Source organism: Janthinobacterium sp. GW456P, from assembly GCF_002127655.1.
In the GTDB taxonomy this organism is placed as follows: domain Bacteria; phylum Pseudomonadota; class Gammaproteobacteria; order Burkholderiales; family Burkholderiaceae_D; genus Janthinobacterium.
This window is the reverse complement of the sequence record NZ_NEHB01000002.1, coordinates 263,491-286,637: the sequence shown is the minus strand read 5'-3', so window position 1 is coordinate 286,637 and position 23,147 is coordinate 263,491. Positions and strand designations below refer to the sequence as shown.

General features: G+C 64.0%; 19 protein-coding genes. 16 read left to right on the top strand and 3 right to left on the bottom strand.

Annotation, left to right across the window (positions count from 1 at the left end; all coding sequences use genetic code 11):
• Positions 1-186: 186 nt before the first annotated feature.
• Positions 187-1,926: a proline--tRNA ligase gene (locus CBW66_RS03695; RefSeq protein ID WP_086137090.1), complete on the top strand. Its 1,740-nt coding sequence runs from the start codon at positions 187-189 to the stop codon at positions 1,924-1,926.
• Between the two features lie 11 nt (positions 1,927-1,937).
• The gene (locus tag CBW66_RS03690) at positions 1,938-2,540 is read left to right on the top strand and encodes a lytic transglycosylase domain-containing protein (RefSeq protein ID WP_230492109.1); all 603 of its coding nucleotides are present in this window, start codon (positions 1,938-1,940) and stop codon (positions 2,538-2,540) included.
• Positions 2,541-2,838: 298 nt separating this feature from the next.
• Here CBW66_RS03690 and CBW66_RS03685 read toward each other — a convergent pair whose 3' ends face one another.
• The gene (locus CBW66_RS03685; protein ID WP_071650146.1) at positions 2,839-3,234 is read right to left on the bottom strand and encodes an SWIB/MDM2 domain-containing protein; all 396 of its coding nucleotides are present in this window, start codon (positions 3,232-3,234) and stop codon (positions 2,839-2,841) included.
• A gap of 431 nt (positions 3,235-3,665) precedes the next feature.
• Positions 3,666-5,033, bottom strand: a complete 1,368-nt coding sequence (ffh, locus tag CBW66_RS03680) for a signal recognition particle protein (protein WP_086137088.1) — start codon at positions 5,031-5,033, stop codon at positions 3,666-3,668.
• Between the two features lie 238 nt (positions 5,034-5,271).
• Here ffh and CBW66_RS03675 point away from each other — a divergent pair, with 238 nt between their 5' ends.
• The 9 genes from CBW66_RS03675 (at position 5,272) to CBW66_RS03635 (ending at position 15,975) form a co-directional block, all read left to right on the top strand.
• Positions 5,272-5,781, top strand: coding sequence for a sigma-70 family RNA polymerase sigma factor (locus tag CBW66_RS03675; protein WP_086137087.1), 510 nt, complete (start codon positions 5,272-5,274; stop codon positions 5,779-5,781).
• On the top strand, positions 5,778-6,770 hold the full coding sequence (locus tag CBW66_RS03670; RefSeq protein ID WP_170932833.1) for a FecR domain-containing protein: 993 nt from the start codon (positions 5,778-5,780) through the stop codon (positions 6,768-6,770). The genes CBW66_RS03675 and CBW66_RS03670 overlap by 4 nt, the downstream gene beginning before the upstream one ends.
• A 115-nt stretch (positions 6,771-6,885) precedes the next feature.
• Positions 6,886-9,084, top strand: coding sequence for a TonB-dependent siderophore receptor (locus CBW66_RS03665; RefSeq protein WP_086137086.1), 2,199 nt, complete (start codon positions 6,886-6,888; stop codon positions 9,082-9,084).
• Positions 9,085-9,194: 110 nt separating this feature from the next.
• The gene (locus tag CBW66_RS03660) at positions 9,195-9,476 is read left to right on the top strand and encodes a hypothetical protein (RefSeq protein WP_086137085.1); all 282 of its coding nucleotides are present in this window, start codon (positions 9,195-9,197) and stop codon (positions 9,474-9,476) included.
• Positions 9,473-11,170 (top strand): PepSY domain-containing protein, encoded by a 1,698-nt coding sequence (locus tag CBW66_RS03655; protein ID WP_170932832.1) that lies wholly within the window; start codon positions 9,473-9,475, stop codon positions 11,168-11,170. Before CBW66_RS03660 ends, CBW66_RS03655 begins: the two co-directional genes overlap by 4 nt.
• Positions 11,167-11,508, top strand: coding sequence for a DUF3325 domain-containing protein (locus CBW66_RS03650; RefSeq protein ID WP_086137084.1), 342 nt, complete (start codon positions 11,167-11,169; stop codon positions 11,506-11,508). The genes CBW66_RS03655 and CBW66_RS03650 overlap by 4 nt, the downstream gene beginning before the upstream one ends.
• A 91-nt stretch (positions 11,509-11,599) precedes the next feature.
• Entirely contained in the window at positions 11,600-12,787 is a 1,188-nt protein-coding gene (locus CBW66_RS03645) for an efflux RND transporter periplasmic adaptor subunit (RefSeq protein ID WP_086137083.1), read from the top strand.
• 5 nt (positions 12,788-12,792) lie between these two features.
• Positions 12,793-14,787 carry a MacB family efflux pump subunit gene (locus tag CBW66_RS03640; protein WP_086137082.1) on the top strand — a complete coding sequence of 665 codons (1,995 nt, stop codon included), beginning with the start codon at positions 12,793-12,795 and terminating at the stop codon, positions 14,785-14,787.
• 264 nt (positions 14,788-15,051) lie between these two features.
• The gene (locus CBW66_RS03635) at positions 15,052-15,975 is read left to right on the top strand and encodes an ABC transporter substrate-binding protein (RefSeq protein WP_170932839.1); all 924 of its coding nucleotides are present in this window, start codon (positions 15,052-15,054) and stop codon (positions 15,973-15,975) included.
• A 67-nt stretch (positions 15,976-16,042) separates the two neighbouring features.
• On the opposite strand, the gene CBW66_RS03630 is transcribed toward CBW66_RS03635, so the two are convergent.
• On the bottom strand, positions 16,043-16,651 hold the full coding sequence (locus CBW66_RS03630) for a hypothetical protein (protein WP_086137080.1): 609 nt from the start codon (positions 16,649-16,651) through the stop codon (positions 16,043-16,045).
• A gap of 262 nt (positions 16,652-16,913) precedes the next feature.
• Between CBW66_RS03630 and CBW66_RS03625 the strand changes: the two genes are divergently transcribed.
• The 5 genes from CBW66_RS03625 (at position 16,914) to CBW66_RS03605 (ending at position 23,111) form a co-directional block, all read left to right on the top strand.
• Positions 16,914-17,717, top strand: coding sequence for an inner membrane protein YpjD (locus tag CBW66_RS03625; protein ID WP_086137079.1), 804 nt, complete (start codon positions 16,914-16,916; stop codon positions 17,715-17,717).
• Positions 17,714-17,980: a PP0621 family protein gene (locus CBW66_RS03620; protein WP_086137078.1), complete on the top strand. Its 267-nt coding sequence runs from the start codon at positions 17,714-17,716 to the stop codon at positions 17,978-17,980. Before CBW66_RS03625 ends, CBW66_RS03620 begins: the two co-directional genes overlap by 4 nt.
• Before the next feature lie 119 nt (positions 17,981-18,099).
• Positions 18,100-19,179, top strand: coding sequence for a sigma 54-interacting transcriptional regulator (locus CBW66_RS03615; RefSeq protein ID WP_086137077.1), 1,080 nt, complete (start codon positions 18,100-18,102; stop codon positions 19,177-19,179).
• Entirely contained in the window at positions 19,157-19,768 is a 612-nt protein-coding gene (ampD, locus tag CBW66_RS03610) for a 1,6-anhydro-N-acetylmuramyl-L-alanine amidase AmpD (protein WP_086137076.1), read from the top strand. Before CBW66_RS03615 ends, ampD begins: the two co-directional genes overlap by 23 nt.
• A gap of 391 nt (positions 19,769-20,159) precedes the next feature.
• Positions 20,160-23,111, top strand: coding sequence for a ribonucleoside-diphosphate reductase subunit alpha (locus CBW66_RS03605; protein ID WP_086137075.1), 2,952 nt, complete (start codon positions 20,160-20,162; stop codon positions 23,109-23,111).
• Positions 23,112-23,147 lie beyond the last annotated feature (36 nt).

Here is a 23,147-nt window from a genome sequence, read left to right as displayed (position 1 = left end):
TGCGACAGTGCGTCCTTTTTTACATAATTACCCACAACTTCGCAAGCCGGTGACCTTTTCGGGGTGCGAAAAGCGCCGGAATCGCACCAATTGAGCGCATTTGTGTAAAGTATGGACGCATCAGCCAGCTAATCCTTTAAAATTAGGTTGATTATAACCCTCTCTTTTTAAAAAGAATTCACCGTTATGCGCGCCTCCCGTTTTTTTATTTCCACACTTAAAGATGCACCTTCTGACGCGGAAATCGTCAGCCACCAATTGATGATGCGTGCAGGCATGATCAAACGCCTTGGTTCCGGCATCTATACCTACATGCCGATGGGCTTGCGCGTGATCCGCAAGGTGGAAGCCATCATCCGTGACGAGATGAACAAAGCCGCCGCCATCGAACTGCTGATGCCGCTCGTGCAGCCGGCCGAACTGTGGCAGGAAACGGGCCGCTGGACCAAGATGGGCGACGAACTGATGCGCGTGAAAGACCGCCACGGCCGCGAATACGCGATCCAGCCGACATCGGAAGAAGTCATCACCGACGTCGTGCGCACGGAAATCAAGTCCTACCGCCAGCTGCCGTTGAACTTCTATCACATCCAGACCAAGTTCCGCGACGAGCGCCGTCCACGCTTCGGCCTGATGCGCGGCCGCGAATTCACCATGAAGGACGCGTATTCGTTCGACCGCGACCTGGCCGGCATGCAAGCGTCGTATAAAGTCATGTTCGACGCCTACACGCGCATCTTCACGCGTTTCGGCCTGCAATTCCGCGCCGTGGCGGCCGATAACGGCGCCATCGGCGGTTCCGGCTCGCACGAATTCCACGTCATCGCCCACACGGGCGAGGACGCGCTCGTGTACTGCCCGACCTCCGATTACGCGGCCAACATGGAAGCGGCCGAAGCGCTGCCGCCAGCGGGCGAGCGCCCGGCCGCCACCCAGGCACTGACCAAAACGGCCACGCCGGACACCGTCAAGTGCGAAACCGTGGCCACCCTGCTGGGTATCGAGCTGTCGCGCACCGTGAAAACCATCGCCCTGACGGTGGAAACGACGGGCAAGGACGAGAAGGTCACGAAACAGCATTTCATGCTGCTGTTGCGCGGCGACCATGAACTGAACGAGATCAAGGTGGGCAAGGTTGCCGGCCTGGCCGGTCACCGTTTCTCGACGGAAGCGGAAATCCTGGAAGTCTACGGCACCATCCCTGGCTACCTGGGCCCGATCGGCACGCAGGCCCCCGTCACCGTCGTGGCGGACCGCACGGTCGCCCACATGAGCGACTTCGTCTGCGGCGCGAATGAGGCCGGCTTCCACTACACGGGCGCCAACTGGGGCCGTGACATGGCCGAGCCTGCCATCGTGGCCGACTTGCGCAATGTTGTCGCCGGCGACGCGTCGCCGGACGGCCAGGGCACGCTCGCCATCGAGCGAGGCATCGAAGTGGGCCACGTGTTCCAGCTGGGCACGGCGTACTCGGAAAGCATGAAAGCCACCTTCCTCGATGAAAACGGCAAGCCTGCGCCGCTGCAGATGGGGTGTTATGGCATCGGCGTGACGCGCATCCTGGGCGCCGCCATCGAACAGAACTTCGACGACAAGGGCATCATCTGGCCCGCCTCGATCGCGCCGTTCGAAGTCGTGCTGTGCCCGATGGGCATGGATCGCAGCGAACTGGTCAAGGAAGAGACGGAGAAGCTGTACGCGGCCCTGCAAGGCGCCGGCGTCGATGTCATCGTCGATGACCGCGGCTTGCGTCCAGGCGCCATGTTTGCCGACTGGGAACTGATTGGCGTGCCGCACCGCATCGTCATCGGCGAGCGCGGCCTGAAAGAAGGCAAGCTGGAATACCAGGGCCGCCGCGATACGGAAGCGACCGGCGTTGCACCGGACGAGATCGTCGCTTTCATCCAGGGCAAAATGGCGCAGTGAAGCGCTATTCAATAGCTAAAACGGCTGGCGCGATCGCGCTGGCCGCCTGCCTGGCCTGCGCTCCCCTGGCGCAGGCCGGCAACCAGAAGGAGGAGGCGCTGGCCGACTCCGTCCGCCTGGCCCTGTCGCACGCGATCCGCGACGAACGCCCGCCGCAGCCCAAATTTGCCACTGCCGCCGAGCTGCAGCGCTACCAGCAATGGCTGGCGCAGATGTCGCAACGCCTGCAGCGCAAGCTGCCGGACGCCCAGTCGCGCACGGAATTCCTGGAAACGGTATGGTATGAATCGCGCCGCGCGGGCCTGGAGCCGGCCCTGGTGCTGGGCCTGATCCAGGTGGAGTCGGCCTACCGCAAATATGCCGTTTCGCTGGCCGGCGCGCGCGGCTACATGCAGGTGATGCCATTCTGGACGGGCGTCATCGGCGACCATGACCGCAGCAAGCTGTTCCACATGCAGACGAATCTGCGCTATGGCTGCGCCATTCTGCGTATGTACCTGGATATGGAAAAAGGCGATCTGTACCTGGCGCTGGGGCGCTATAACGGCAGCCGCGGGCGGGCCGAGTATCCGAATGCGGTAAGGGCGGCTTGGCGGAACTGGGAATTCAAGTGAGGAGGTTGGGTCGGACCCCGGAATTTTCTTCTGGGTTTGCGTTTTTTTGAACAGCGGGCCGGAGACGCGGGACTGAGAAAACAACGATGGCGGCGTTGCAGCTCCTCGCCGTACTGGCGTACTGTCTTCGTCGCTGCGCCTTGCCCTCGCCGTTTTTCAGGCCCGCTTGGCCCGGATCGCCTGTGCGGGCGGCTGGGGGAGAATAGTTTTGCTGGCGTGCTTGCTGCCCAAAAAAATGCCCCGCTCGCAGTGATGCGGCGGGGCACTCACACGGCGCGGACGCCCTGTGCGTATCTGATTATTTCAAATGATCGGAGATCAGTTTCGTCATTTCAAACATGGAGACTTGGGCTTTGCCGCCGAAAACGGCTTTCAGCTTGTCGTCCGCATTGATCATGCGGCGGTTGGCCGGATCTTGCAGATCGAGTTTTTTGATGTAATCCCATACCTTTTTGGTCACTTCCGTGCGCGGCAGTGGTGCTGCGCCAACAACGGCGGCCAGGTCTTTCGATGGCGTCATCGCTTTCATGAATGCTGCGTTTGGCTTGCGTGGTGTTGCCGGTGCTGCCGCTTTCTTCGCCGCTGCTGGTTTAGCTGCTGCCTTGGCTGCGGGTGCTGCTTTCTTGGCGGCTGCAGGCTTGGCTGCTGCTGCTTTGGCTGGCGCTGCTACTGGGGTTTTTTTGGCTGTTGCCATCTTCGAGCCTCCTTAACAAACACATGGGAAATTGCGCAATTAATCGCACGGCTAATATTGGTGTGGATTTACCTTGTATGCAAGTGTTTTTCACGTTTTCACGAGGAAAAAGCAGGGAAATGGCAATGCTGTCGCCCGGGCGCACCGCTTGGGAGCGCAGAACGGCGTTTTTGCCCGTAAATGGCATGGTTGCAGGCTATGCGGGGAGGGGGACTGCGCAGGGCGGGAACAGTGATGCCGGACACATCAAAATGCAATCCGGCATTATTTGGAACAGTGTTTTTTGGCTTTCAAACAGCGTTCCTGAGACGTCATGAAGGCCTGCAAAATCCCAGCGAGCGGGGATGATTTGTGGCCGAGAAGCGCAAGCGCACTCTGGTGCGCTGAGCATCGCCGGCCGCAAAGCGCCCCGCGCAGCGGATTTTGCTGCCTTACCTCATCCCAGGCATCATGCCCTTCATGGAGCGCATCATCTTCATCATGCCGCCGCCCGACAATTTCTTCATCATCGTCTGCATCTGCTCGAATTGCGTCAGCATGCGGTTCACTTCCTGTACTTGCACGCCGGCGCCGGCGGCGATGCGGCGCTTGCGCGTGGCCTTGATCAGTTCAGGCTTGGCGCGCTCCTGCGGCGTCATCGAATCGATGATGCCGCACATGCGGCGCACCTGCTTGTCGGCTTGATCCATGTTCTTGCCGCCTGCCGCCTGCTGGAACTGGGCCGGCAGCTTGTCCATCAGGTTGGCCATGCCGCCCATTTTCTTCATTTGCCCCAGTTGCGCTTTGAAGTCGTTCATGTCGAACTTGCCGCCGACCTTGATCTTTTGCGCCAGGTCGGCCGCCGCCTTGCTGTCGACACCCTTGCGTGCTTCTTCGACCAGCGCGAGGATGTCGCCCATGCCGAGGATGCGGTTGGCCATGCGGGTCGGATCGAACGCTTCCAGCCCGTCGAGTTTTTCCGACACGCCGGCAAACTTGATCGGTTTGCCCGTGATGTGGCGCACGGACAGGGCGGCACCACCGCGCGCATCGCCATCGAGCTTGGTCAGCACGATACCCGTCAGCGGCAGCGCATCGTTGAAGGCCTTGGCCGTGTTGATGGCGTCCTGGCCCAGCATGGCGTCGACGACAAACAGGGTTTCGACCGGTTTCACGGCGCCGTGGACGGCGGCGATTTCGCGCATCATCTCTTCGTCGATACCGAGGCGGCCCGCCGTATCGATGATCAGCACGTCGTGGTAGTGCTTTTTCGCCCAGTCCAGCGCGGCCAGGGCGATATCGACCGGCTTGTCCGTGCTGGTGGAGGGGAAGAAGTCGGCGCCGACCTGGGACGTCACCGATTGCAGCTGGGCGATTGCGGCGGGACGGTACACGTCGGCCGAGACGGTCAGCACTTTCTTCTTCTTTTCTTCCTTCAGGTACTTCGCCAGCTTGCCGACGGTGGTGGTTTTACCCACACCCTGCAGACCGGCCATCAGGATGATGGCGGGCGGCTGCTGCGCAAAGCTGATCTGCGACGCTTCCGGTCCCAGGTCGGCGCCCATCAGGGCGGCCAGTTCGCGCTGCACCACGCCCACCAGGGCCTGGCCTGGCGTCAGCGAGGAAATGACATCCTCGCCCATGGCTTTTTCTTTGACTTTGGCGATGAATTCGCGCACGGCGGGCAGGGCGACGTCGGCTTCGAGCAGCGCCAGGCGCACTTCGCGCAGCATGTCGGCGGTGTTCGCTTCGGTCAGGCGCGCCTCGCCGCGCATGGTCTTGACGACTTTGGCAAGCCGTTGGGTGAGATTATCTAGCATGATGAACCTGCAATGAAAAGCTTGGGAGTGGGCGGCGCAAGCCGGACGATGGCCGTCATTTTACCTTATCGCGGGTGGCTGGCGGTCCTGCGCTGCAGCGCCTGGCGGTTGGCCGGCTTTTGAATTAGTTGGTATTTCTGCCAATGCCGCGATTGCATCAAAGGCATTGCGCGGTTAGAATGAGAATAATTCTTATTTACATTCTCGGGCGGCGCACGCCTGAGCGGAAAGGGATGCCATGTCGGCCGCCGATTTTGCACAGCAACAAGACCTGCACGCGCTCTACCGCAGCCATCACGGCTGGCTGCAGGGCTGGCTGCGGCATAAGCTGGGCAATGCGGGCGACGCGGCCGATCTGACGCAAGACACCTTCATCAGCGTGCTGACGGCCGCTACCGTGCCGCAGATCCGCGAAGCGCGGCCTTTTCTCGCCACCGTCGCGCGCCGCCTGGTGGCGCACCGCTACCGCCGGCAAGTGCTGGAAGACGCCTACCTGGAGGCGCTCGCTTGCCTGCCGCCCGAGGTGGCGCCCGCGCCTGAAGTGCGGCTGCTGGCGCTGGAAGCCTTGCAGGAGATCGACCTGGCCCTCGACGGCTTGCCAGCGCCCGTGCGCACGGCGTTCTTGCTGGCGCAGCTCGAAGGCCTCAGCTATGCCGAGATCGCCGCGCGCCTGAACGTGTCGGCCAGCTCGGTCAAGCAATACCTGACGCGCGCCAACCGGCAGGTGTTTTTTTCGCTGCCGGCATGAGCACGGCGGCAGAACCGGCGGCACCGCCAGCCATCCGCGAGGACGTGCAGCAGCAGGCGGCCGAGTGGCTGACCGTGCTGATGTCTAGCGAGGTCAGCGAAGCGCAGCAGGCCGCCTGGCAGCGCTGGCGCGCCGCCGACCCGGAGCATGAACGGGCCTGGCGGCATATCGAAGCGGTATCGCGGCGCTTCAACGGCTTGCACCGTGGCGCTGCCGCGCAGGCGCTGGCCGGCGCGCAGCGCAAAGCCGTCAACGGCAAGCGGCGCCGCCTGCTGGCGTGGCTGGGCGTGGCGGCCGGCGCCGGCTTGCTGGCCGCGCAGACGGATGCCTGGGATGGCGTGCGCGCCCTGCGTGCCGACTACCGCACGGCCACGGGCGAGCGGCGCGAGGTGGTGCTGGGCGACGGTACCGTGCTGAGCCTGAATACGGGATCGGCCGTCAACGTGCGTTTCGACGCCAGCCGCCGCCTGGTCGAGCTGCTGGCCGGCGAGATCCTCGTCATCAGCGGCCACGGCGCCGGCAGCGGCGTGCCGCTGGAAGTGGCCACGCGCGAAGGCCGGGTGCGCGCGCTGGGCACGCGCTTTGCCGTGCGCCAGCAAGATGAATACAGCACGGTGGACGTGTTTGAAAGCGCCGTCGAAATCCGTCCCCGCGACGGCAGCGGCGCGCCCCTGCTGCTGGCGGCCGGGCGCGGCGCGGCATTTTGCCGCCACGCGTCGGGCGCGCCGCATGCCGTCGGCGCGTATGCCGATGCCTGGTCGCGCGGGCAGCTGATCGTCGACGACGTGACCCTGGGCGATTTCCTGGCCGAGCTGGCCCGCTACCGCCCCGGCGTGATCGACTGCGCGCCGGCAGTGGCCCGGCTGCGCCTGTCGGGCGTGTTCCCGCTGGCCGACACGCAGCGCATTTTGAACATGCTGCCCAACTCGCTGCCGGTGCAGGTACGCAGCCGCACGCGGTACTGGGTCAGCGTCGAGCCGGCGTCATAGCACGCCGCATAAAAAATATTAAGCCATCCGGCTGCCCGTTTTTCGTTTTTGCGGCACCTACAGAGTAGGGCGCCTGTTTTTTACCGTCTCATGACGCCACTTTTCAGGATATTTCATGCAACAGGTTTCGCATCTTGTCAATTTCGTATCGCATCGTCCCCAGCTGCATCCGCTGGCGCTGGCCGTGACTGCCCTGTGTCTGGCTGCCGGCACCCCGGCGCTGGCCCAGCAGGCGCCAGCCAGTCCCGCGTCCGAACAAACCATGGCCGGCGTGTCCGTCACGGCGGGGCGCGATGCGACGACGGAAGGCAGCGGCTCCTATACGACGGGCGTGAGCAATACGGCAACCAAGCTGAACCTGTCGCTGCGCGAAACGCCGCAGTCGGTCAGCGTGCTGACGCGCCAGCAGATCGACGACCTGGGCATCACGACCCTGGACGACGCCGTGCAGTCGATCACGGGGTTGGTCATGCAAAAGGGCAATTTTACGGGCGATTCGGGCAGTTTCAGCGCACGGGGCTTTCCAGTCGATAACATCCTGCTCGACGGCTTGCCCACCAGCCTCGGTGCGAACAATACTTTTAATGGCGACAATGACGACCTGGCCATCTATGACCGCATCGAGGTGGTGCGCGGCGCCACGGGCCTGACCACGGGCAGCGGTACGCCCAGCGCGGCCATCAACCTGGTGCGCAAGCGTCCGACGGCCACGCCGCAGGCGTCGTTCTCGGCCAGCGTCGGCAGCTGGAGCAACTACCGCCTGGAAGCGGACGCGGCCAACGCGCTCAATGCAGCGAAGACCCTGCGCGGGCGCATGGTCGTCACGGTGCAGGACAAGAAGGATTTTGTCGACGTGCTGCATGGGCGCAATCACCAGCTGTATGGCATCATCGAGGCCGACCTGCGTCCCGATACGACGTTGACCGTGGGCGCCCACTACCGCAAGACCGATAACGACGGCGTGACGACGGGCGTGGTGACGGCCGCCGATGGCCGCTTTTTGAATTTGCCCCGCTCCACTTACCTGGGCAGTGACTTCGACGGCTGGCGCCAGACCGATAAAACCATCTTCGCCGAACTCGAACACCGCTTCGGCAACGGCTGGAAGGCCAAGCTGGCGGCCACGCGCAAGACGCCCGAGATCGACACGACGTTTTCCGGCATCAACCGCCGTGGCGACACCCTGCGCTTCAATTCGCAAAGCTACCGCGCGGAACTGGCCAACACCAGCTATGACGCCTATGCGAGCGGTGGCTACAGCCTGTTCGGCCGCGAGCACGAGCTGACCGTCGGCGCCAGCCACCGCCGTTCCTCGAAAAACAGCTATGGCGGCTGGGCGCCGTACAGCTGGGGCGCGGCCGCGCCCGTGCTCGACCCGTTCCACTGGGATGCGGGCAGCGTGACGCGCCCCGTCATTAACTACGCGCAGTGGCGCACGGCCAGCATCACCGAGCAAAGCGGCGTGTATGCGGGCACGCGCCTGCGCCTGGCCGAGCCGCTGTCGCTGGTGCTGGGCGGGCGCGTGAGCTGGTACAAGGACGATGCCGGCTACTCGGTGGCGCGCGAATTCACGCCGTACGCCGGTGTCGTGTATGACCTCGACAAGCAGCATTCCGTGTACGCCAGCTGGACCGAGATCTTCCAGCCGCAGGCGTCCACCGACGCCAATGCGCGGCCGTTGAAGCCGATCAGCGGCACCAACTACGAAGCGGGCGTGAAAGGCGAATACTTCGGCGGCGCCCTCAATGCCAGCGCGGCCGTGTTCCAGATCCGCCAGCAAAACCGCGCTGTGGACGACCTGGCCGGCCCGAGTCCCTGCCCCGGCAGCACCTGGGGCTATTGCCAGCGCGCGTCGGGCGAAGTGCGCAGCGAAGGCGTGGAGCTGGACGTGGCGGGCGCGCTGACGCCAAACTGGCAGCTGTCGGCCGGCTACACCTATGTAAAAGCGCAATTTACGCGCGACAGCGACCCGGCCAATATCGGCAAGGATTTCAACAGCCGCTATCCGCGCCAGCAGCTCAAGCTGGCCACCAGCTACCGCCTGTCCGGCGCGGCGCAGGGCTGGCGCGTCGGCGCGTCGGTGTACGGGCAGGGCGCGACCGAGTCGAGCGACGGCACCTACCATCTGCGCCAGGGCCGCTACGCGATCGTGGGCCTGAACGCGGCCTGGCAGATCGACAGCCGCGCCGAGCTGCGCCTGAACGTCAACAATGCGCTCGACAAGCACTATTACCAGAGCATCTATTCCGATGTCTTCGGCAACCTGGCAGGGGCGCCGCGCAACCTGATGCTGACATTGAACTACAAACTGTAAACAATCACTTTTGAATGACCTATCTTGATGAAGGATGCATGGCTTATGGATGTGCAGTTGAACCTGGCCCGCGATGGCGTGACCACGCTGGTGCCGCAGGGAGCGCCGCGATGATGAAGTCGGCCAACATGATGTTGTTCTCGCGCGTGCTTGCCGCCGTCTTTGGCGGCTATGCGCTCACGTCCGGCGTGGCCGTGCTGCTGGCGGCCGTGCTGCCGCTGTCGCGCGCCGAAGCCGTGCTGACGGCGACCCTGAGCGCCTTTGTCACCTACACCTGCGCCGTGATCTGGGTCTTTGCCGTGCAAGACCTGCGCCGCGCCTGGCTGGGCATGCTGCTGCCGGCCATCGCCTGCGGCGGCATCGGCCTGCTGCTGTCGCGGGGTGCCGCATGAACGCCGTCAAGGTCGATAAAGTGGTGAAAACGCCGCAGCAGGGCGGCTTGCGCCAGGCCATGGCCTGGCTGCATACGTGGAGTGGCCTGTGGATTTCCTGGCTGCTGTTCGCCATCTTCCTGACCGGCACCCTGGCCGTCTTCGACGACCCGATCGGCCACTGGATGACGCCCGAACACGCGTTGGAAGAAGCGGCGCATGCGAACGATCCGCCGCTGCCGAAGGTCACGGACCGTGACCACCGCCTGGAGCTGGCGCTCGACTTCATGGCGAAGGAGCACCCGAAGGCGGACATGTGGGAAATCTGGCCCGTGCAGCGGCCGGGCCACGGCCTGTCCGCCTACTGGTTCCAGCCCAGCGGCGGCTATGGCTCGGCGGAGCTCGATCCGCTGACGGGCGCCGTTATCGAACATGCGCGCGAGGCGACCGAACGCGAAACCATCGGCGGCCACCATTTCGTCGATTTCCACTACGAGCTGCACGCGGGGCGCATCGGCGTCTGGATAGTCGGCATCACCACCATGATCATGCTGGTGGCGCTGGTGAGCGGCGTCATCACGCACAAGCGCATCTTCAAGGATTTCTTCACCTTCCGCCCGGCCAAGGGCCAGCGTTCATGGCTCGATGCGCACAACGCCGTGGCCGTGCTGACCTTGCCGTTCCAGTTCATGATCGCCTACACGGGCCTGGCATTCTTCAGCGACGACTATGTGCCGGCCCCCGTGGCGGCGCAATACGGCATGGACAATCCCAAGAAAGCCTTTCTGGCCGACTGGAACGATGCGGGCAAACCCGTGAAGACGGGCCAGCCGCTGGCCATTCCCGCGCTCGAACCGTTCGCGCTGCGCGCCGAACAGGCGATCGGCCAGGAAATCCGCGCCGTGGTGCTGGACAATCCGAACGACGCCTCCATGCGCGTGTGCATGTACGGCTGGAATGAAGAGACGGATACGATGGAGCGGATCAGCGCCAACACGGGCAGGGCTTGCTATGCGCTGGCCACGGGCGAGCAGACCGCCTTGCGCCTGCCCGGCGCGTCCGACACGGGCGGTGCGGGCCTGACGCGCTCCGTCATGTCGAACCTGCACATGGTGGGCTTTGGCGGCACGCCCATGCGCTGGCTGTATTTCTTCTGCGGCCTGGCCGGCACGGCCATGATGGGCACGGGCGCGATCATGTTCATGGTCAAGCGCCGCCAGAAGTCGGGCGGCGAGTTCGGCGCTTACACGCAGCGCGTCTACCGCGTCATCGAATGCCTGAACGTGGCGGCGATTGCCGGCTTGTCCATCGCCTGCGCGGGCTTCCTGTGGGCCAACCGTTTGATCCCCGTCGGCATCGAGCAGCGCGCCGGCTGGGAGGTGCGCGCCTTCTTCGGCGTGTGGTTTGTGATGCTGGTGCACGCCTGTCTGCGCGCGGAAAAGCGCGCGTGGATCGAGCAACTGGGCTTGCTGGCCGTCCTGTGCCTGCTGCTGCCGCTGCTGAACGTGCTGAGCACGGGCGACAACCTGGCGGCGCAAATCGCGCGCGGCGACTGGGAAAGCGCCGGCGTGGAACTGGCCAGCATGGCCTTCGGCCTGCTGGCCGCCTGGGGCGCGTGGAAAGTCCACCAGCGCAAGGAAAAACCGCTCAAAAAGACGGCAAGCAAGGACGCACCCTCGGTCAGCCTGCACGTCACTACGGAAGGACAGTCATGATTAACACCATCCTGTGCGCGCTGGGCCTGTCGTATGCGGGCATGGCCAGCCTCTCCTTGGCGATGGACCGCCACCATGGCCAGGTCTGGGGCAGGGACGCGGCGCCGAACGTGCGGCGCGCGCTGCAGCTGGCGGGCGCGGTCCTGCTGGCGCTGGCCATCTGGCCTTGCGTGGCCGGCTGGAGCGCCAGCGTCGGCGTCGTCGCCTGGCTGGGTTTCATTTCGGCCGGTGCGCTGCTGGTGGCCCTGCTGCTGCCGTATGCGCCCCGCTTGCTGTTGCGTAGTTCCCTGCTGGCAGCCGTCGCCGCGCTGGCAGGTCTTGTGACGTTCCTGCGGTGATCTCCACCGCCATTTTCAAGGATAGACCGATGTATTTTTCACGTTTGGCGACACTGTTTGACGTTTTGACTTTCCTGAAGGCGGTTTCCTGATGGCGGCCCGCCTGCCTGCCCGCCGCGCCCGCATCCTCGGCGGCGTGGTCTTGCTGGCGCTGTTCGGCGCCGCTGCCCTGTGGGCCACGCGCGGCCCGAAAACCGTGTTCGACACGGCGCCCGTCAAGCGCGGCAATATCGAGGCCAGCGTCACGGCCATCGGCACCCTGCAGCCGCAAACCTATGTCGACGTGGGCGCGCAAGTGTCGGGCCAGATCACGCGTTTGCACGTGCAGCCCGGCAGCGCCGTGGAAAAAGGCCAGTTGCTGGCCGAGATCGACCCCAGCGTGCAGCAAGCCACGGTCGACGCGGGCCGCGCCGCCCTGGCGGGCTTGCGCGCGCAGCTGGCCGACCAGCAGGCGCAGCACCGCCTGGCGGGCCAGCAGCACGTGCGCCAGAAACAGATGGCCAAGTTCGATTCGACCCCCTTGGCCGACCTGGAAACGGCCGAAGCCACCCTGGCCTCGGCCGGCGCCAAGATCGACCACCTGAAGGCGCAGATAGCCCAGACCCAGGCCAGCCTGAAGGCGGACGAGGCGCGCCTCGGCTATACGCGCATTTACGCGCCGATGGCCGGCAAGGTGGTGGGCCTGGACGCGAAAGAGGGGCAAACCCTGAACGCCACGTACCAGACGCCGAACATCCTGCGCATCGCCGATTTGTCGGCCATGACGGTATGGACGGAAGTGTCGGAAGCGGACGTGCGCCGCGTGCGCCCGGACATGCCCGTGTACTTCACCACCCTGGGCGGCGACCAGCGGCGCTGGAGCGGCAAGGTGCGGCAAGTGCTGCCGGCGCCGCCGGTGCCCGGCGGTTCCGCCGCCGGCACGGCCCTGGCGCCGTCAACCAGCAAGGTGATTTTGTATACCGTGCTGTTCGACGTCGATAACGCCGATGGCGAATTGATGCCGCAGATGACGGCGCAAGTGGTGTTTGTCACGGCAGCGGCGAACAATGTGCTGGCCGTGCCCTTGCCGGCCTTGAAACCATCAACGGAAGCAGGCGCCAAGCCGGGGCAGTTCACGGCCCGCGTGATGGATGCGGATGGCAAGGTCGATACGCGCGCCGTCACCGTGGGCGTGCGCAACCGCCTCAGCGCGGAAGTGCTGCAAGGCTTGCGCGAAGGCGAATTGCTGGTCACGGGCGAACAGCCGGCCGGCAGCGGCGGCAGCAGGTTCCAGCTGTGAGCGCGATGAGCGAGTCCAGGTCTCTGGGGCAGGCCGGTGAACCTGGTCAGCCGGCGCCACTGATTCAATTGCAGGGCATCCGCAAGCGCTACGGCGGCCATGACGGCGCGCCGGCCGTGGAAGTGCTGCGCGGCCTGACCCTGGCTATCGGCGCCGGTGAATTCGTCGCCATCGTCGGCGCGTCCGGTTCCGGCAAGTCGACCTTGATGCATTTGCTTGGGTGCCTGGACCGGCCCAGCGATGGCAGCTACCGCTTCGCCGGTCAGGACGTGGCCAGCCTGAACCCCGATGAACTGGCGTGGCTGCGGCGCGAAGCGTTCGGCTTCGTCTTCCAGGGCTATCACCTGATCGCCACCGAATCGGCGCGCGAAAACGTGGAAGTGCCGGCCCTGTACGCGGGCATGCCGGCCGCGGCCCGCCACGCCCGTTCCGAAGCGCTGCTCAAGCGCCTGGGCCTGGGCGAGCGGCTCGACCACCGGCCGAATCAATTGTCGGGCGGGCAGCAGCAGCGCGTGTCGATCGCGCGCGCCCTGATGAATGGCGGGCGCATCATCCTCGCCGATGAACCGACGGGGGCGTTAGATAGCAGCAGCGGCGCCGAAGTCATGGCCCTCTTGGGCGAACTGGCCGACGCGGGCCACACCATCATCCTGATCACGCATGACCGCAAGGTGGCGGCCCAGGCGCGCCGGGTGATCGAGATCAGCGACGGCGCAATCGTCGCAGACTCGGGCGCCATCGCCATTCCCGCCACGTCGGCGGCCCTGCCGCCGCTGGACATGTCGCGCGCCGCGCACGACACGGGCGCGTCGCTGGGCACGGAATTGCTCGACGCGGCGCGCGCCGCCTGGCGCGTGCTGTGGATCAACCGCTTCCGCACGGGATTGACCCTGCTGGGCATCGTCATCGGCGTCGCTTCCGTGATCGTCATGCTGGCCATCGGCCTGGGCACGCGCCAGCAGGTGATGGCGCAATTAGGCGCCTTCGGCTCGAATCTGCTGTACATGGCGTCGCGCGGCGAAAGCTCGCGCATCCCCGGGCGCAGCATCACCCTGGCCGACCTCGATGCGCTCAAGGACGTGCCGGGCATTTCCCACGTGCTGCCGAATGTCACGGGCAACAAGGTGATACGCCACGGCAACCTCGACGTGCAGACCTATGTGCGCGGCACGGGGCCGGCCCTGCCGCAGATCCAGACCTGGCCCGTGGCCAAGGGCGGCTTCTTTACCGAGGAAGACGAGCGCGAGATGGCCACCGTGGCCGTGCTGGGCGCGCACCTGGCCGAAAAGCTGATGCCCGACGTGTCCAATCCCGTGGGACAGAGCATCCTGATCGGCAATGTGCCGTTCCAGGTGATCGGCGTGATGAGCGCGAAGGGCGCGCTGACGGGCGAAAAAGATGAAGACGACGTGCTGCTGCTGCCGTTTTCCACGGCCGGCATCCGCGTCTTCGGCCAGCGCGAGCCTACCTACACGGTGATGGCGGTGGCGGACGTCAAGCGCGTGACCGAGGTGGAGGCGGCGGTCGACGCCACCATGTTCGAGCGCCACCGCATCCGCGACTACGGCATCAGCAACGCGGCCGCGTCGATCGCCGCCGAAGCGAAGACGCAGGACAACATGACCATGATGCTCAGCCTGATCGCCGCCGTCTCGCTGGTGGTGGGCGGCATCGGCGTCATGAACGTGATGCTGATGACGGTGCGCGAGCGCACGCGTGAAATCGGCATCCGCATGGCGACGGGCGCGCGCCGGCGCGACATCCTGCGCCAGTTCCTCACCGAAGCCGTGCTGGTGTCGGTGGTGGGCGGCGTGGCCGGCATCGTGGTCGGCGTGACGGTGGCCGGCCTGCTGCTGGTATGGGATGTGCCGGTGATCTTTTCGCTCTCCGCCATCGCCGGCGCGTTTGCCTGCGCCGTGGTGACGGGGCTGGTGTTCGGTTTCATGCCGGCGCGCAAGGCGTCGGGGCTCGATCCCGTAGTGGCGCTGGCGGGTCAGTAGCGGCCGTCACGCAGCGGGAGGGGCTGTTCCCGCGTTCGCCTGCCCTGGCGCTGCCGCAACAGCGCCAGGGCAGGCCGCATATAAAAATGATTGCTCCTGGCTCAACACACGGTACTATCTCCTCAGAATAAAAAAAGCCGTGTTTCGCGTGCCCGTGCGGGCACACACCAATCACCACAGGAGAACCCGATGCAGAAGAAATTGACCTTGAATAAAGCGAGCTTGAAGACCAGTATCGCCGCCGCCCTCGTGCTGGCGTTCGGCATGGGCGCCGCCCAGGCGCAGGACGTCGTGCGCCTGGGTAACTTGAAATTCGCCCATTACGGCGCCGTCTCGTACATCAAGGAAATCGCGCCCAAGTGCGGCATCAAGGTCGAGGAGCATGTCTTCGCCAAGGGCCTCGACGTGATGCAGGCGATTATCGCGGGCGAGCTGGACGTGGGCGCGACGGCGTCCGAGGCGGCCATTTCCGGCCGCGCCGGCGGTGCGCCGATCTACGTCGTGGCCGGCTTTGCCAAGGGCGGCGCGCGCCTGGTGGCGGGCGCGGGGCAAAAGATCGCCAGCGTCAAGGACCTCAAGGGCAAGCGCGTGGGCGTGACGCGCGGCGGCATCCAGGAAGTGCTGCTGCTGGCCGAGCTGTCGCAGGCGGGCCTGACGTATGCCGAAACCAAGGGCAAGGATGTGCAACTGGTGTTCCTCGCCTACGCCGACCTGAACCAGGCGCTGATGGGCAAGAATATCGACGCCATGATGCAGTCGGAGCCGCAATCGTCGCAGGCGATCAACAAGGGTTTCGGCACCGAAGTCATCAAACCGTACGACACGCCGATCGGCGAGCCCGTGCGGACCATGGTGATGACGGAAAAGTTCTACAAGGAACGCCGTCCCGTGGCGGAAAAATTCATGCGCTGCTTCGTCGAAGCGACGAAGACCTTTATCGACAACAAGGCGACGGCGGAAAAGTATGTGCGTGAAGTCGTGTTCCGCGGCCAGATCACGAAGGATGACTTCGACGACGCGATCAGCAATTCGCCGTATTCGTACGACATTTCGCCCGAGCATATCCAGGTCACCACGGACGTGATGGTGAAAACGGGCGTGGGCCGCATGACGAAGCCGCCCGTGGCCAAGGACTGGGTCAAGACGGACTTGCTGGAGCAGGCGAAAAAGAGCCTGAACGTGAAGTAAATCAAGCAACCATTAAAAAACCTCCGTGCCAGCGATGGCGCGGAGGTTTTTTTGTGGCGCGATGGCCTTAGCGGGCGTTAAAGCCCATCCAGCCTTTTTCCGTCTGCCGGAAGCTCAAGGTGTAGATGCGCGTCAGTTCATCGCCTTTCTTGAGCTGGCGGCTGATGATGGCGCCGTAATTGTCTTGCACGAGCTGGTCCGACCATTGCATCAGGTTTTCGAAACGCTCGGCCGTCATCGCTGCCTGGCGCGCCAGCAGCGGTGCGGGAATCGCTTTCTTTTCCTGTTGCTGCGTCCAGAATTCGCGGAACACCTTGTTTTCGCCGCCCATGCCGCGCGCCATCAGGCCCAAACCCATGGTCATGCCCACGGAACCGTCCGTCTTGGCCTGCGCTTCGAGCTTGTCGGCCACGTCGGCCAGCAATTCCAGGTAGCCCACCTTGGCGCGCAGCACGGCCGAGCCCTTGATTTCATATTGCTCGTTCTCTTTCCAGCCATTGAGCTTTTCCAGCTTCGCGATGTCGAAGTAATCCTTGTACAGGTCATAGCCCTGGATCGAGGTACGGAAATACTCTTCGTACGTGGATTGTGACGGCGCATCTTTCATGCAGCCGCTTAATATAGTGCAGGCGGCCAGCAGCAGGCAGGTCCAGGAAATTTTTTTGAAAGAAAACATGGCGATGGGGGCAGGTGGCGAAAGGTCGATGATTATTGCTCTGTGGACACAATTATAGGACTGGCTCATCAGGATGGCAACGTGGCCGCGGCGCGGCGACCGTCCATGGAAGGAAAGATTGCCGAAATCTTGAGGGTGCGCCACCCCGTCATGCCTCAGGCGCGATATCATGGCAGGCTTGCGGCATTCGATGGCGGCGTCGTGCCTGCCACCCGGTCTGTCGCTTGAATCGCGCTTGCCGGCTATGGTGTAAACTTAAACTATGCAGATCTATTTCTTTTTCATCGCCGCCTTGTTGTACGCGGCGTGCGCGGTGCTTCCCTCGTCCCGTGCCCGGCTCATTGCCGGCCTGACCGGCGTTGCCTGGCTGGCGCACGCCGCCACCCTGTGGTTCGACCTGATGGCGCCGGGCACCTTGCGCTTCGGTTTTTCCGCCATGCTGTCGGCCGCGCTATGGGTTTCGGTGGGCGCCTACTGGATAGAGAACCGCAATTTCAGCCTGGACGGACTGCGCCGCATGGTCATGCCCAGCGCCGTCATCGCCATCGGCCTGGCCTGGGCCTTTCCTGGCAGCCAGGTCAGCATGGAAGGCAAGTCGGCCGTCTTCGGCTGGCATATCGCCGTGGCCGTGCTCGCCTACAGCACCTTGACGATCGCCGCCTTTCACGCCGTGCTGATGGCGCTGCAGGAATCGCGGCTGCATACGCGCAGCGAAAGCCGCGGCTTCATCGGCAGCGCGCTGGACCAGCTGCCCGCCCTGCTGACGATGGAAAAGCTGTTGTTCCGCATGATCGGCCTCGGTTTTATTTTGCTCAGCCTGACCGTGCTGTCGGGCATCGTGTTTTCCGAGCAACTGTTTGGCAAGGCGCTCAACTGGGATCACAAATCCGTGTTTACCATGCTGTCGTGGCTGCTGTTCGCCTCGCTGCTGGCAGGCCGCCGCTTTCGCGGCTGGCGCGGCAAGACGGCCCTGAGTTTTACCCTGGCCGGTTTCGCCACCTTGCTGCTGGCCTATGTCGGCAGCCGTTTTGTACTGGAAGTGGTTTTACACCGAGGATTCGCATGACACGTGTTTTATTCTGGCTGGCGCTGGTGTTCCTGGTGCTGTTTGCTATCCGCAGCAAGATCCGCGGCATGCAGCAGCGCGCCCGCGCGCAGCAGCAGCAGCAGCAGCAGCCGAATCCGTTTGCGCCGCCGGGCCGGCCGCGGGAATTGCCCGATGCCGAGCTGATGCTGTGCTGCGCTCACTGCGGCGTCTACTATCCTGCCTCGGAAAACGTGCAGGCCAAGGGCCACGATTACTGCAGCCACGCGCACGCCACCGTGTAAGGGCAAGCGCGCAGCTTCGCGCGCGTTGCTCATCCGTATCGTAACGACCTCCGGCATTCGTCCGGCGTAGCATCTGCAGCAGGCGGTTCGCCACCGCCATTGCAGAAAGGCGCGCTCCCATGTCCAGTCCCCGCACCAGCCAGCAGACCGTGACCACCGCCGGCATGCCGCCGGCACCGCAACTGAGCGGTAATTCCTTGCCCATGCAGGCGCTGCGCGCGCAGATCAGCCGCATCGCCCGCTGCGGCGCGCCGGTGGCCATCCGCGGCGAATCGGGCACGGGCAAGGAACTGGCGGCGCGCGCCATCCATGCGCAGGGCGCGCGCGCCGGCTTTCCGTTTATTGCCGTCAACTGCGGCGCCATACCCGAAGCGCTGATGGAAGCGGAATTCTTTGGCTGCCGCCCGGGCGCCTACACGGGCGCGCTGCACGAGCGCCAGGGCTTGTTCCAGGCGGCCCATGGCGGCAGCCTGCTGCTCGACGAAGTCGACGACCTGCCGCTGGCCATGCAGGTGAAACTGTTGCGCGTGCTGCAGGAGCGCCGCGTGCGCAAGCTGGGCGGCAGTGCCGACGAAGCCGTCGACGTGCGCATCCTGTGCGCCAGCCAGCATGGCTTGGCGCGCGGCGTGGCCGCCGGCACCTTTCGCCAGGATCTGTTTTACCGCCTCAACGTGATCGAACTGGCGCTGCCGCCGCTGCGCGAACGGCGCGGCGATCTGCAGGTATTATGTGAGGTGATCCTGGCGCGCCTGTCGCCACGCCGGGCCGTGAGCCTGGCGCCGCCGGTGCTGGCGGCCCTGGCCGCGTATGCGTTTCCCGGCAATGTGCGCGAACTGGAAAACGTGCTGGAGCGGGCACTGGCCTTTGCCGACGGCGGCGTGATCGAACTCGGCGGGCTGGCCTTGCCATCCGCGCCGGGCGGCATGCCCTTGCGGACGGCGCCGGCATTGCCAGACTTGCCGGAGCGGCAACTGTGCCTGCCCGGCATGGCGTTGTCTGGCGTGGAGCCGGTCCTGCCGCTGGACGTGTATTTGCGCCAGGCCGAGCGCGACATGATCATGCAGGCGCTGGTCCAGGCGCGTTATCACCGCGCGCGGGCGGCGCGCCGGCTGGGCCTGAGTGTGCGCCAGTTGCGTTACCGCATGCAGAAATTGACGATACAGGAAGCCTTACTTGATGAGCGGATGGACGATAGATGAAGACGGCTGGTGCGACGGCGCGCTGCGCTACGACTCGCCGCACCACGATGCGCGCCCGGACGGTACGCAAGTCGACCTGCTGGTGATTCATAACATCAGCTTGCCCGGCGGCCACTTTGGCGGACCGCATGTGTCCGACTTGTTTACGGGCCGCGTAGATTATAATGCCGATCCTTCTTTCGCCGACCTGCGTGGCTTGCAGGTGTCGGCGCACTTTTTTGTGCGGCGCGATGGTGCGTTGTTGCAATATGTTTCTACTGATCAACGTGCCTGGCATGCGGGCGCGTCCGTGTTCGAAGGACGCCCGCAGTGCAACGGCTATTCCATCGGTATCGAAATGGAGGGCGCGGACGATGTGCCTTTCCAGCGGCGGCAATACCATGTGCTGGCGGCGTTGACGGCGGCGCTGGCGGCGCGCTACGGGCTGTCCCATGTGCGCGGCCACGAGCATATCGCGCCGGGAAGGAAGACAGACCCGGGGCCGTTTTTTGACTGGCATTTTTATCAAGAGTGCTGGCTGGAAATCCTGCGCGGGCTGCCTGCGTTAGCGCTTACTTCGCGGGGATTGGGCTTTCCATCCATGCCCTGAAAAGTCAACCGAAATCGTATATGAAAATACAAAAAATTACACCGGCGGATGCTGGAAAACTATTGCATCGCCCTTCGATGGGCACTACAATTAGTGTGGAAGTTGGGCGTAAAGACTATATCTAGTGCCATCACAGACGTTTTCAGAATTATTATCAAAGCTACCCGGATTGCTGATAAAGCACTGGAACTGGCGGTTTATCACCCTTGATCGTGTTTCGCGCCAGCCGGGCAGTGCGGTATGGCGCTATGGATACTGACCTGTTTTATGCACTATTAATTTACTATTTAGCAACAAATACCTGAAGAAACCCTGAGCATCGGGCGTTCTATTCAACAACACACGCGGCAGCAAAACTGCAGGCTGACTTTAGCTGACAACGGGAGCTTCAATGCAATCACCACAAGATATTTCCATCCATCCAACGCCAGTATCGCCAGCGCCAGGCGCGGCCAACAGCGTGGCGAGCACGGGCGCGGCATTGGGCGACTATCGCATCATCCGCCGCAACGGCGCGGTGGTGGCATTTGAGCCTTCGAAGATCGCCATCGCCATGACCAAGGCGTTTTTGGCCGTTAACGGCGGCCAGGGCGCAGCCTCGGCGCGCATCCGCGAACTGGTGGAACAGCTGACCGACGGCGTCGTCGCCGCGCTGGTGCGCCGCCATCCGGGCGGCGGCACCTTCCATATCGAAGACGTGCAAGACCAGGTGGAACTGTCGCTGATGCGTTCGGGCGAGCACGACGTGGCGCGTGCCTACGTGCTGTACCGTGCCAAGCACATGGAAGAGCGCCGCCTGCAGAAGGAAGCGCAGGGCGCCTCCGCGCAAGTTTCCGCACCACAATTAAATGTCACCGACAACGGCGTGCGCCGCCTGCTGGACATGCAGGAAGTGCGCGACCTGATCAACGCCGCCTGCGCCGGCCTGGAAAAGCACGTCGATGCCGACGCCATCCTGGCTGAAACGGTCAAGAACCTGTACGACGGCGTGCCTGTCGAAGAACTGCACAAGTCGGCCATCCTGGCGGCGCGCGCGCTGATGGAAAAAGACCCGGCCTACTCGCAAGTGACGGCGCGCATCCTGCTGCACACGGTGCGCAAGGAAGTGTTCGGCAAGGAAGTGCCGCAAGCGGCCGCCGCTGCCGAATACCTGACGTATTTCCCACAATACATTGCCAAGGGCATCGCCGCCGAGCTGCTGAACCCGGTACTCGCCAGCTTCGACCTGGAACGCCTGGCCAAAGCCATCGTCGCCGAGCGCGACTTGCAATTCGGCTACATCGGCCTGCAAACCCTGTACGACCGCTACTTCCTGCACATCCAGGACGTGCGCATCGAGATGCCGCAAGCGTTCTACATGCGCGTGGCCATGGGCCTGGCGCTGAACGAGGCGGACCGCGAAGCGCGCGCCATCGAGTTCTACAGCCTGCTGTCCTCGTTCGACTTCATGAGCTCGACCCCGACCCTGTTCAACTCGGGCACCCTGCGCTCGCAGCTGTCGTCGTGCTACCTGAGCACCGTTTCCGATGACCTGGAAGGCATCTACGACGCCATCAAGGACAATGCGCTGCTGGCCAAGTTCGCCGGCGGCCTGGGCAACGACTGGACGCCGGTGCGCGCCCTGGGCGCCCACATCAAGGGTACCAACGGCAAGTCGCAAGGCGTGGTGCCGTTCCTGAAAGTGGTCAACGACACGGCCGTGGCAGTCAACCAGGGCGGCAAGCGCAAGGGCGCCGTCTGCGCCTACCTGGAAACCTGGCACATGGACATCGAGGAATTCCTCGACCTGCGCAAGAACACGGGCGACGACCGCCGCCGCACGCACGACATGAACACGGCGAACTGGATTCCCGACATGTTCATGAAGCGCGTCATGGAAAAAGGCGAATGGACCCTGTTCTCGCCGTCCGACACGCCAGACCTGCACGACAAGGTCGGCAAGGCCTTTGAACAGGCTTACCTGGGCTACGAAGCCAAGGCCGCCGCCGGCGAAATCCGCGTCTTCAAGAAAATCCAGGCGCTGGACCTGTGGCGCAAGATGCTGTCGATGCTGTTCGAAACGGGCCACCCATGGATCACGTTCAAGGATCCTTGCAACATCCGCAGCCCGCAGTCGCACGTCGGCGTCGTCCACAGCTCGAACCTGTGCACGGAAATCACGCTGAACACGGGCCCTGACGAAATCGCCGTCTGCAACCTCGGTTCCGTCAACATGCCGGCGCACATGAAGGAAGGCAAGCTCGATCACGTCAAGCTGGCCAAGACCATCCGTACGGCCATGCGCATGCTCGACAACGTCATCGACATCAATTACTACGCCGTCGACAAGGCGCGCAATTCGAACATGCGCCACCGTCCGGTCGGCATGGGCATCATGGGTTTCCAGGACTGCCTGCACATGATGCGCGTGCCGTTCGCCTCGGACGCGGCTGTCAGCTTCGCCGACACCTCGATGGAAGCCGTCTGCTACTACGCCTACCTGGCGTCGACGGAACTGGCCGAAGAGCGCGGCCGCTATGAATCGTACGCCGGTTCGCTGTGGGACCGCGGCATCCTGCCGCAGGACTCGGTGAAACTGCTGGCGGAAGAACGCGGCGGCTACCTGGAAGTCGATTCCTCGTCGGCCATGGACTGGACCCCGGTGCGCGAACGCATCGCCAAGTTCGGCATGCGCAACTCGAACTGCGTGGCGATCGCCCCGACGGCGACGATTTCGAACATCATCGGCGTCTCGGCCTGTATCGAGCCGACGTTCCAGAACCTGTACGTGAAATCGAACCTGTCGGGCGAATTCACCGAGATCAACGGCTACCTGGTGCGCGACCTGAAGGCGCGCGACCTGTGGGATGAAGTCATGATCTCGGACCTGAAGTACTTCGACGGCTCGCTGGTGAAGATCGACCGCATCCCGCAAGACCTGCGCGACATCTACGCCACGGCCTTTGAAGTGTCGCCTAGCTGGCTGGTGGAAGCGGCTTCGCGTCGCCAGAAGTGGATCGACCAGGCCCAGTCGCTGAACATCTACATGGCCGGCGCATCGGGCAAGAAGCTCGACGAGACCTACAAGCTGGCATGGCTGCGCGGCCTGAAAACCACCTACTACCTGCGTACCATCGCCGCTACCCACATGGAGAAATCGACCTCCAAGACGGGCGCCCTGAACGCCGTGGCAGTCGACGGCGGCATGTCGGCCAGCGCGCAGAGCGCCCAGGCAGCGGTCGTGGCGGCAGCAGCAGTGGCCGTGGCGCCGGTGGCGGCAGCGGCAGCAGAGGAAGCCGATGGCGAAGCCTGCTACCTGCGTCCGGGTGACGATGGCTTTGAGGAATGCGAAGCCTGCCAGTAAGATTTTAGTTGTCAGCCCGGCACGGTCGGGCTGATT

Coding starts and splice junctions, on each gene's coding strand:
- CBW66_RS03695 (WP_086137090.1), top strand. CDS start 187: ATGCGCGCCTCCCGTTTTTTTATTTCCACACTTAAAGATGCACCTTCT.
- CBW66_RS03685 (WP_071650146.1), bottom strand. CDS start 3,234: ATGGCAACAGCCAAAAAAACCCCAGTAGCAGCGCCAGCCAAAGCAGCA.
- ffh (WP_086137088.1), bottom strand. CDS start 5,033: ATGCTAGATAATCTCACCCAACGGCTTGCCAAAGTCGTCAAGACCATG.
- CBW66_RS03675 (WP_086137087.1), top strand. CDS start 5,272: ATGTCGGCCGCCGATTTTGCACAGCAACAAGACCTGCACGCGCTCTAC.
- CBW66_RS03670 (WP_170932833.1), top strand. CDS start 5,778: ATGAGCACGGCGGCAGAACCGGCGGCACCGCCAGCCATCCGCGAGGAC.
- CBW66_RS03665 (WP_086137086.1), top strand. CDS start 6,886: ATGCAACAGGTTTCGCATCTTGTCAATTTCGTATCGCATCGTCCCCAG.
- CBW66_RS03660 (WP_086137085.1), top strand. CDS start 9,195: ATGATGAAGTCGGCCAACATGATGTTGTTCTCGCGCGTGCTTGCCGCC.
- CBW66_RS03655 (WP_170932832.1), top strand. CDS start 9,473: ATGAACGCCGTCAAGGTCGATAAAGTGGTGAAAACGCCGCAGCAGGGC.
- CBW66_RS03650 (WP_086137084.1), top strand. CDS start 11,167: ATGATTAACACCATCCTGTGCGCGCTGGGCCTGTCGTATGCGGGCATG.
- CBW66_RS03645 (WP_086137083.1), top strand. CDS start 11,600: ATGGCGGCCCGCCTGCCTGCCCGCCGCGCCCGCATCCTCGGCGGCGTG.
- CBW66_RS03640 (WP_086137082.1), top strand. CDS start 12,793: ATGAGCGAGTCCAGGTCTCTGGGGCAGGCCGGTGAACCTGGTCAGCCG.
- CBW66_RS03635 (WP_170932839.1), top strand. CDS start 15,052: ATGGGCGCCGCCCAGGCGCAGGACGTCGTGCGCCTGGGTAACTTGAAA.
- CBW66_RS03630 (WP_086137080.1), bottom strand. CDS start 16,651: ATGTTTTCTTTCAAAAAAATTTCCTGGACCTGCCTGCTGCTGGCCGCC.
- CBW66_RS03625 (WP_086137079.1), top strand. CDS start 16,914: ATGCAGATCTATTTCTTTTTCATCGCCGCCTTGTTGTACGCGGCGTGC.
- CBW66_RS03620 (WP_086137078.1), top strand. CDS start 17,714: ATGACACGTGTTTTATTCTGGCTGGCGCTGGTGTTCCTGGTGCTGTTT.
- CBW66_RS03615 (WP_086137077.1), top strand. CDS start 18,100: ATGTCCAGTCCCCGCACCAGCCAGCAGACCGTGACCACCGCCGGCATG.
- ampD (WP_086137076.1), top strand. CDS start 19,157: ATGAGCGGATGGACGATAGATGAAGACGGCTGGTGCGACGGCGCGCTG.
- CBW66_RS03605 (WP_086137075.1), top strand. CDS start 20,160: ATGCAATCACCACAAGATATTTCCATCCATCCAACGCCAGTATCGCCA.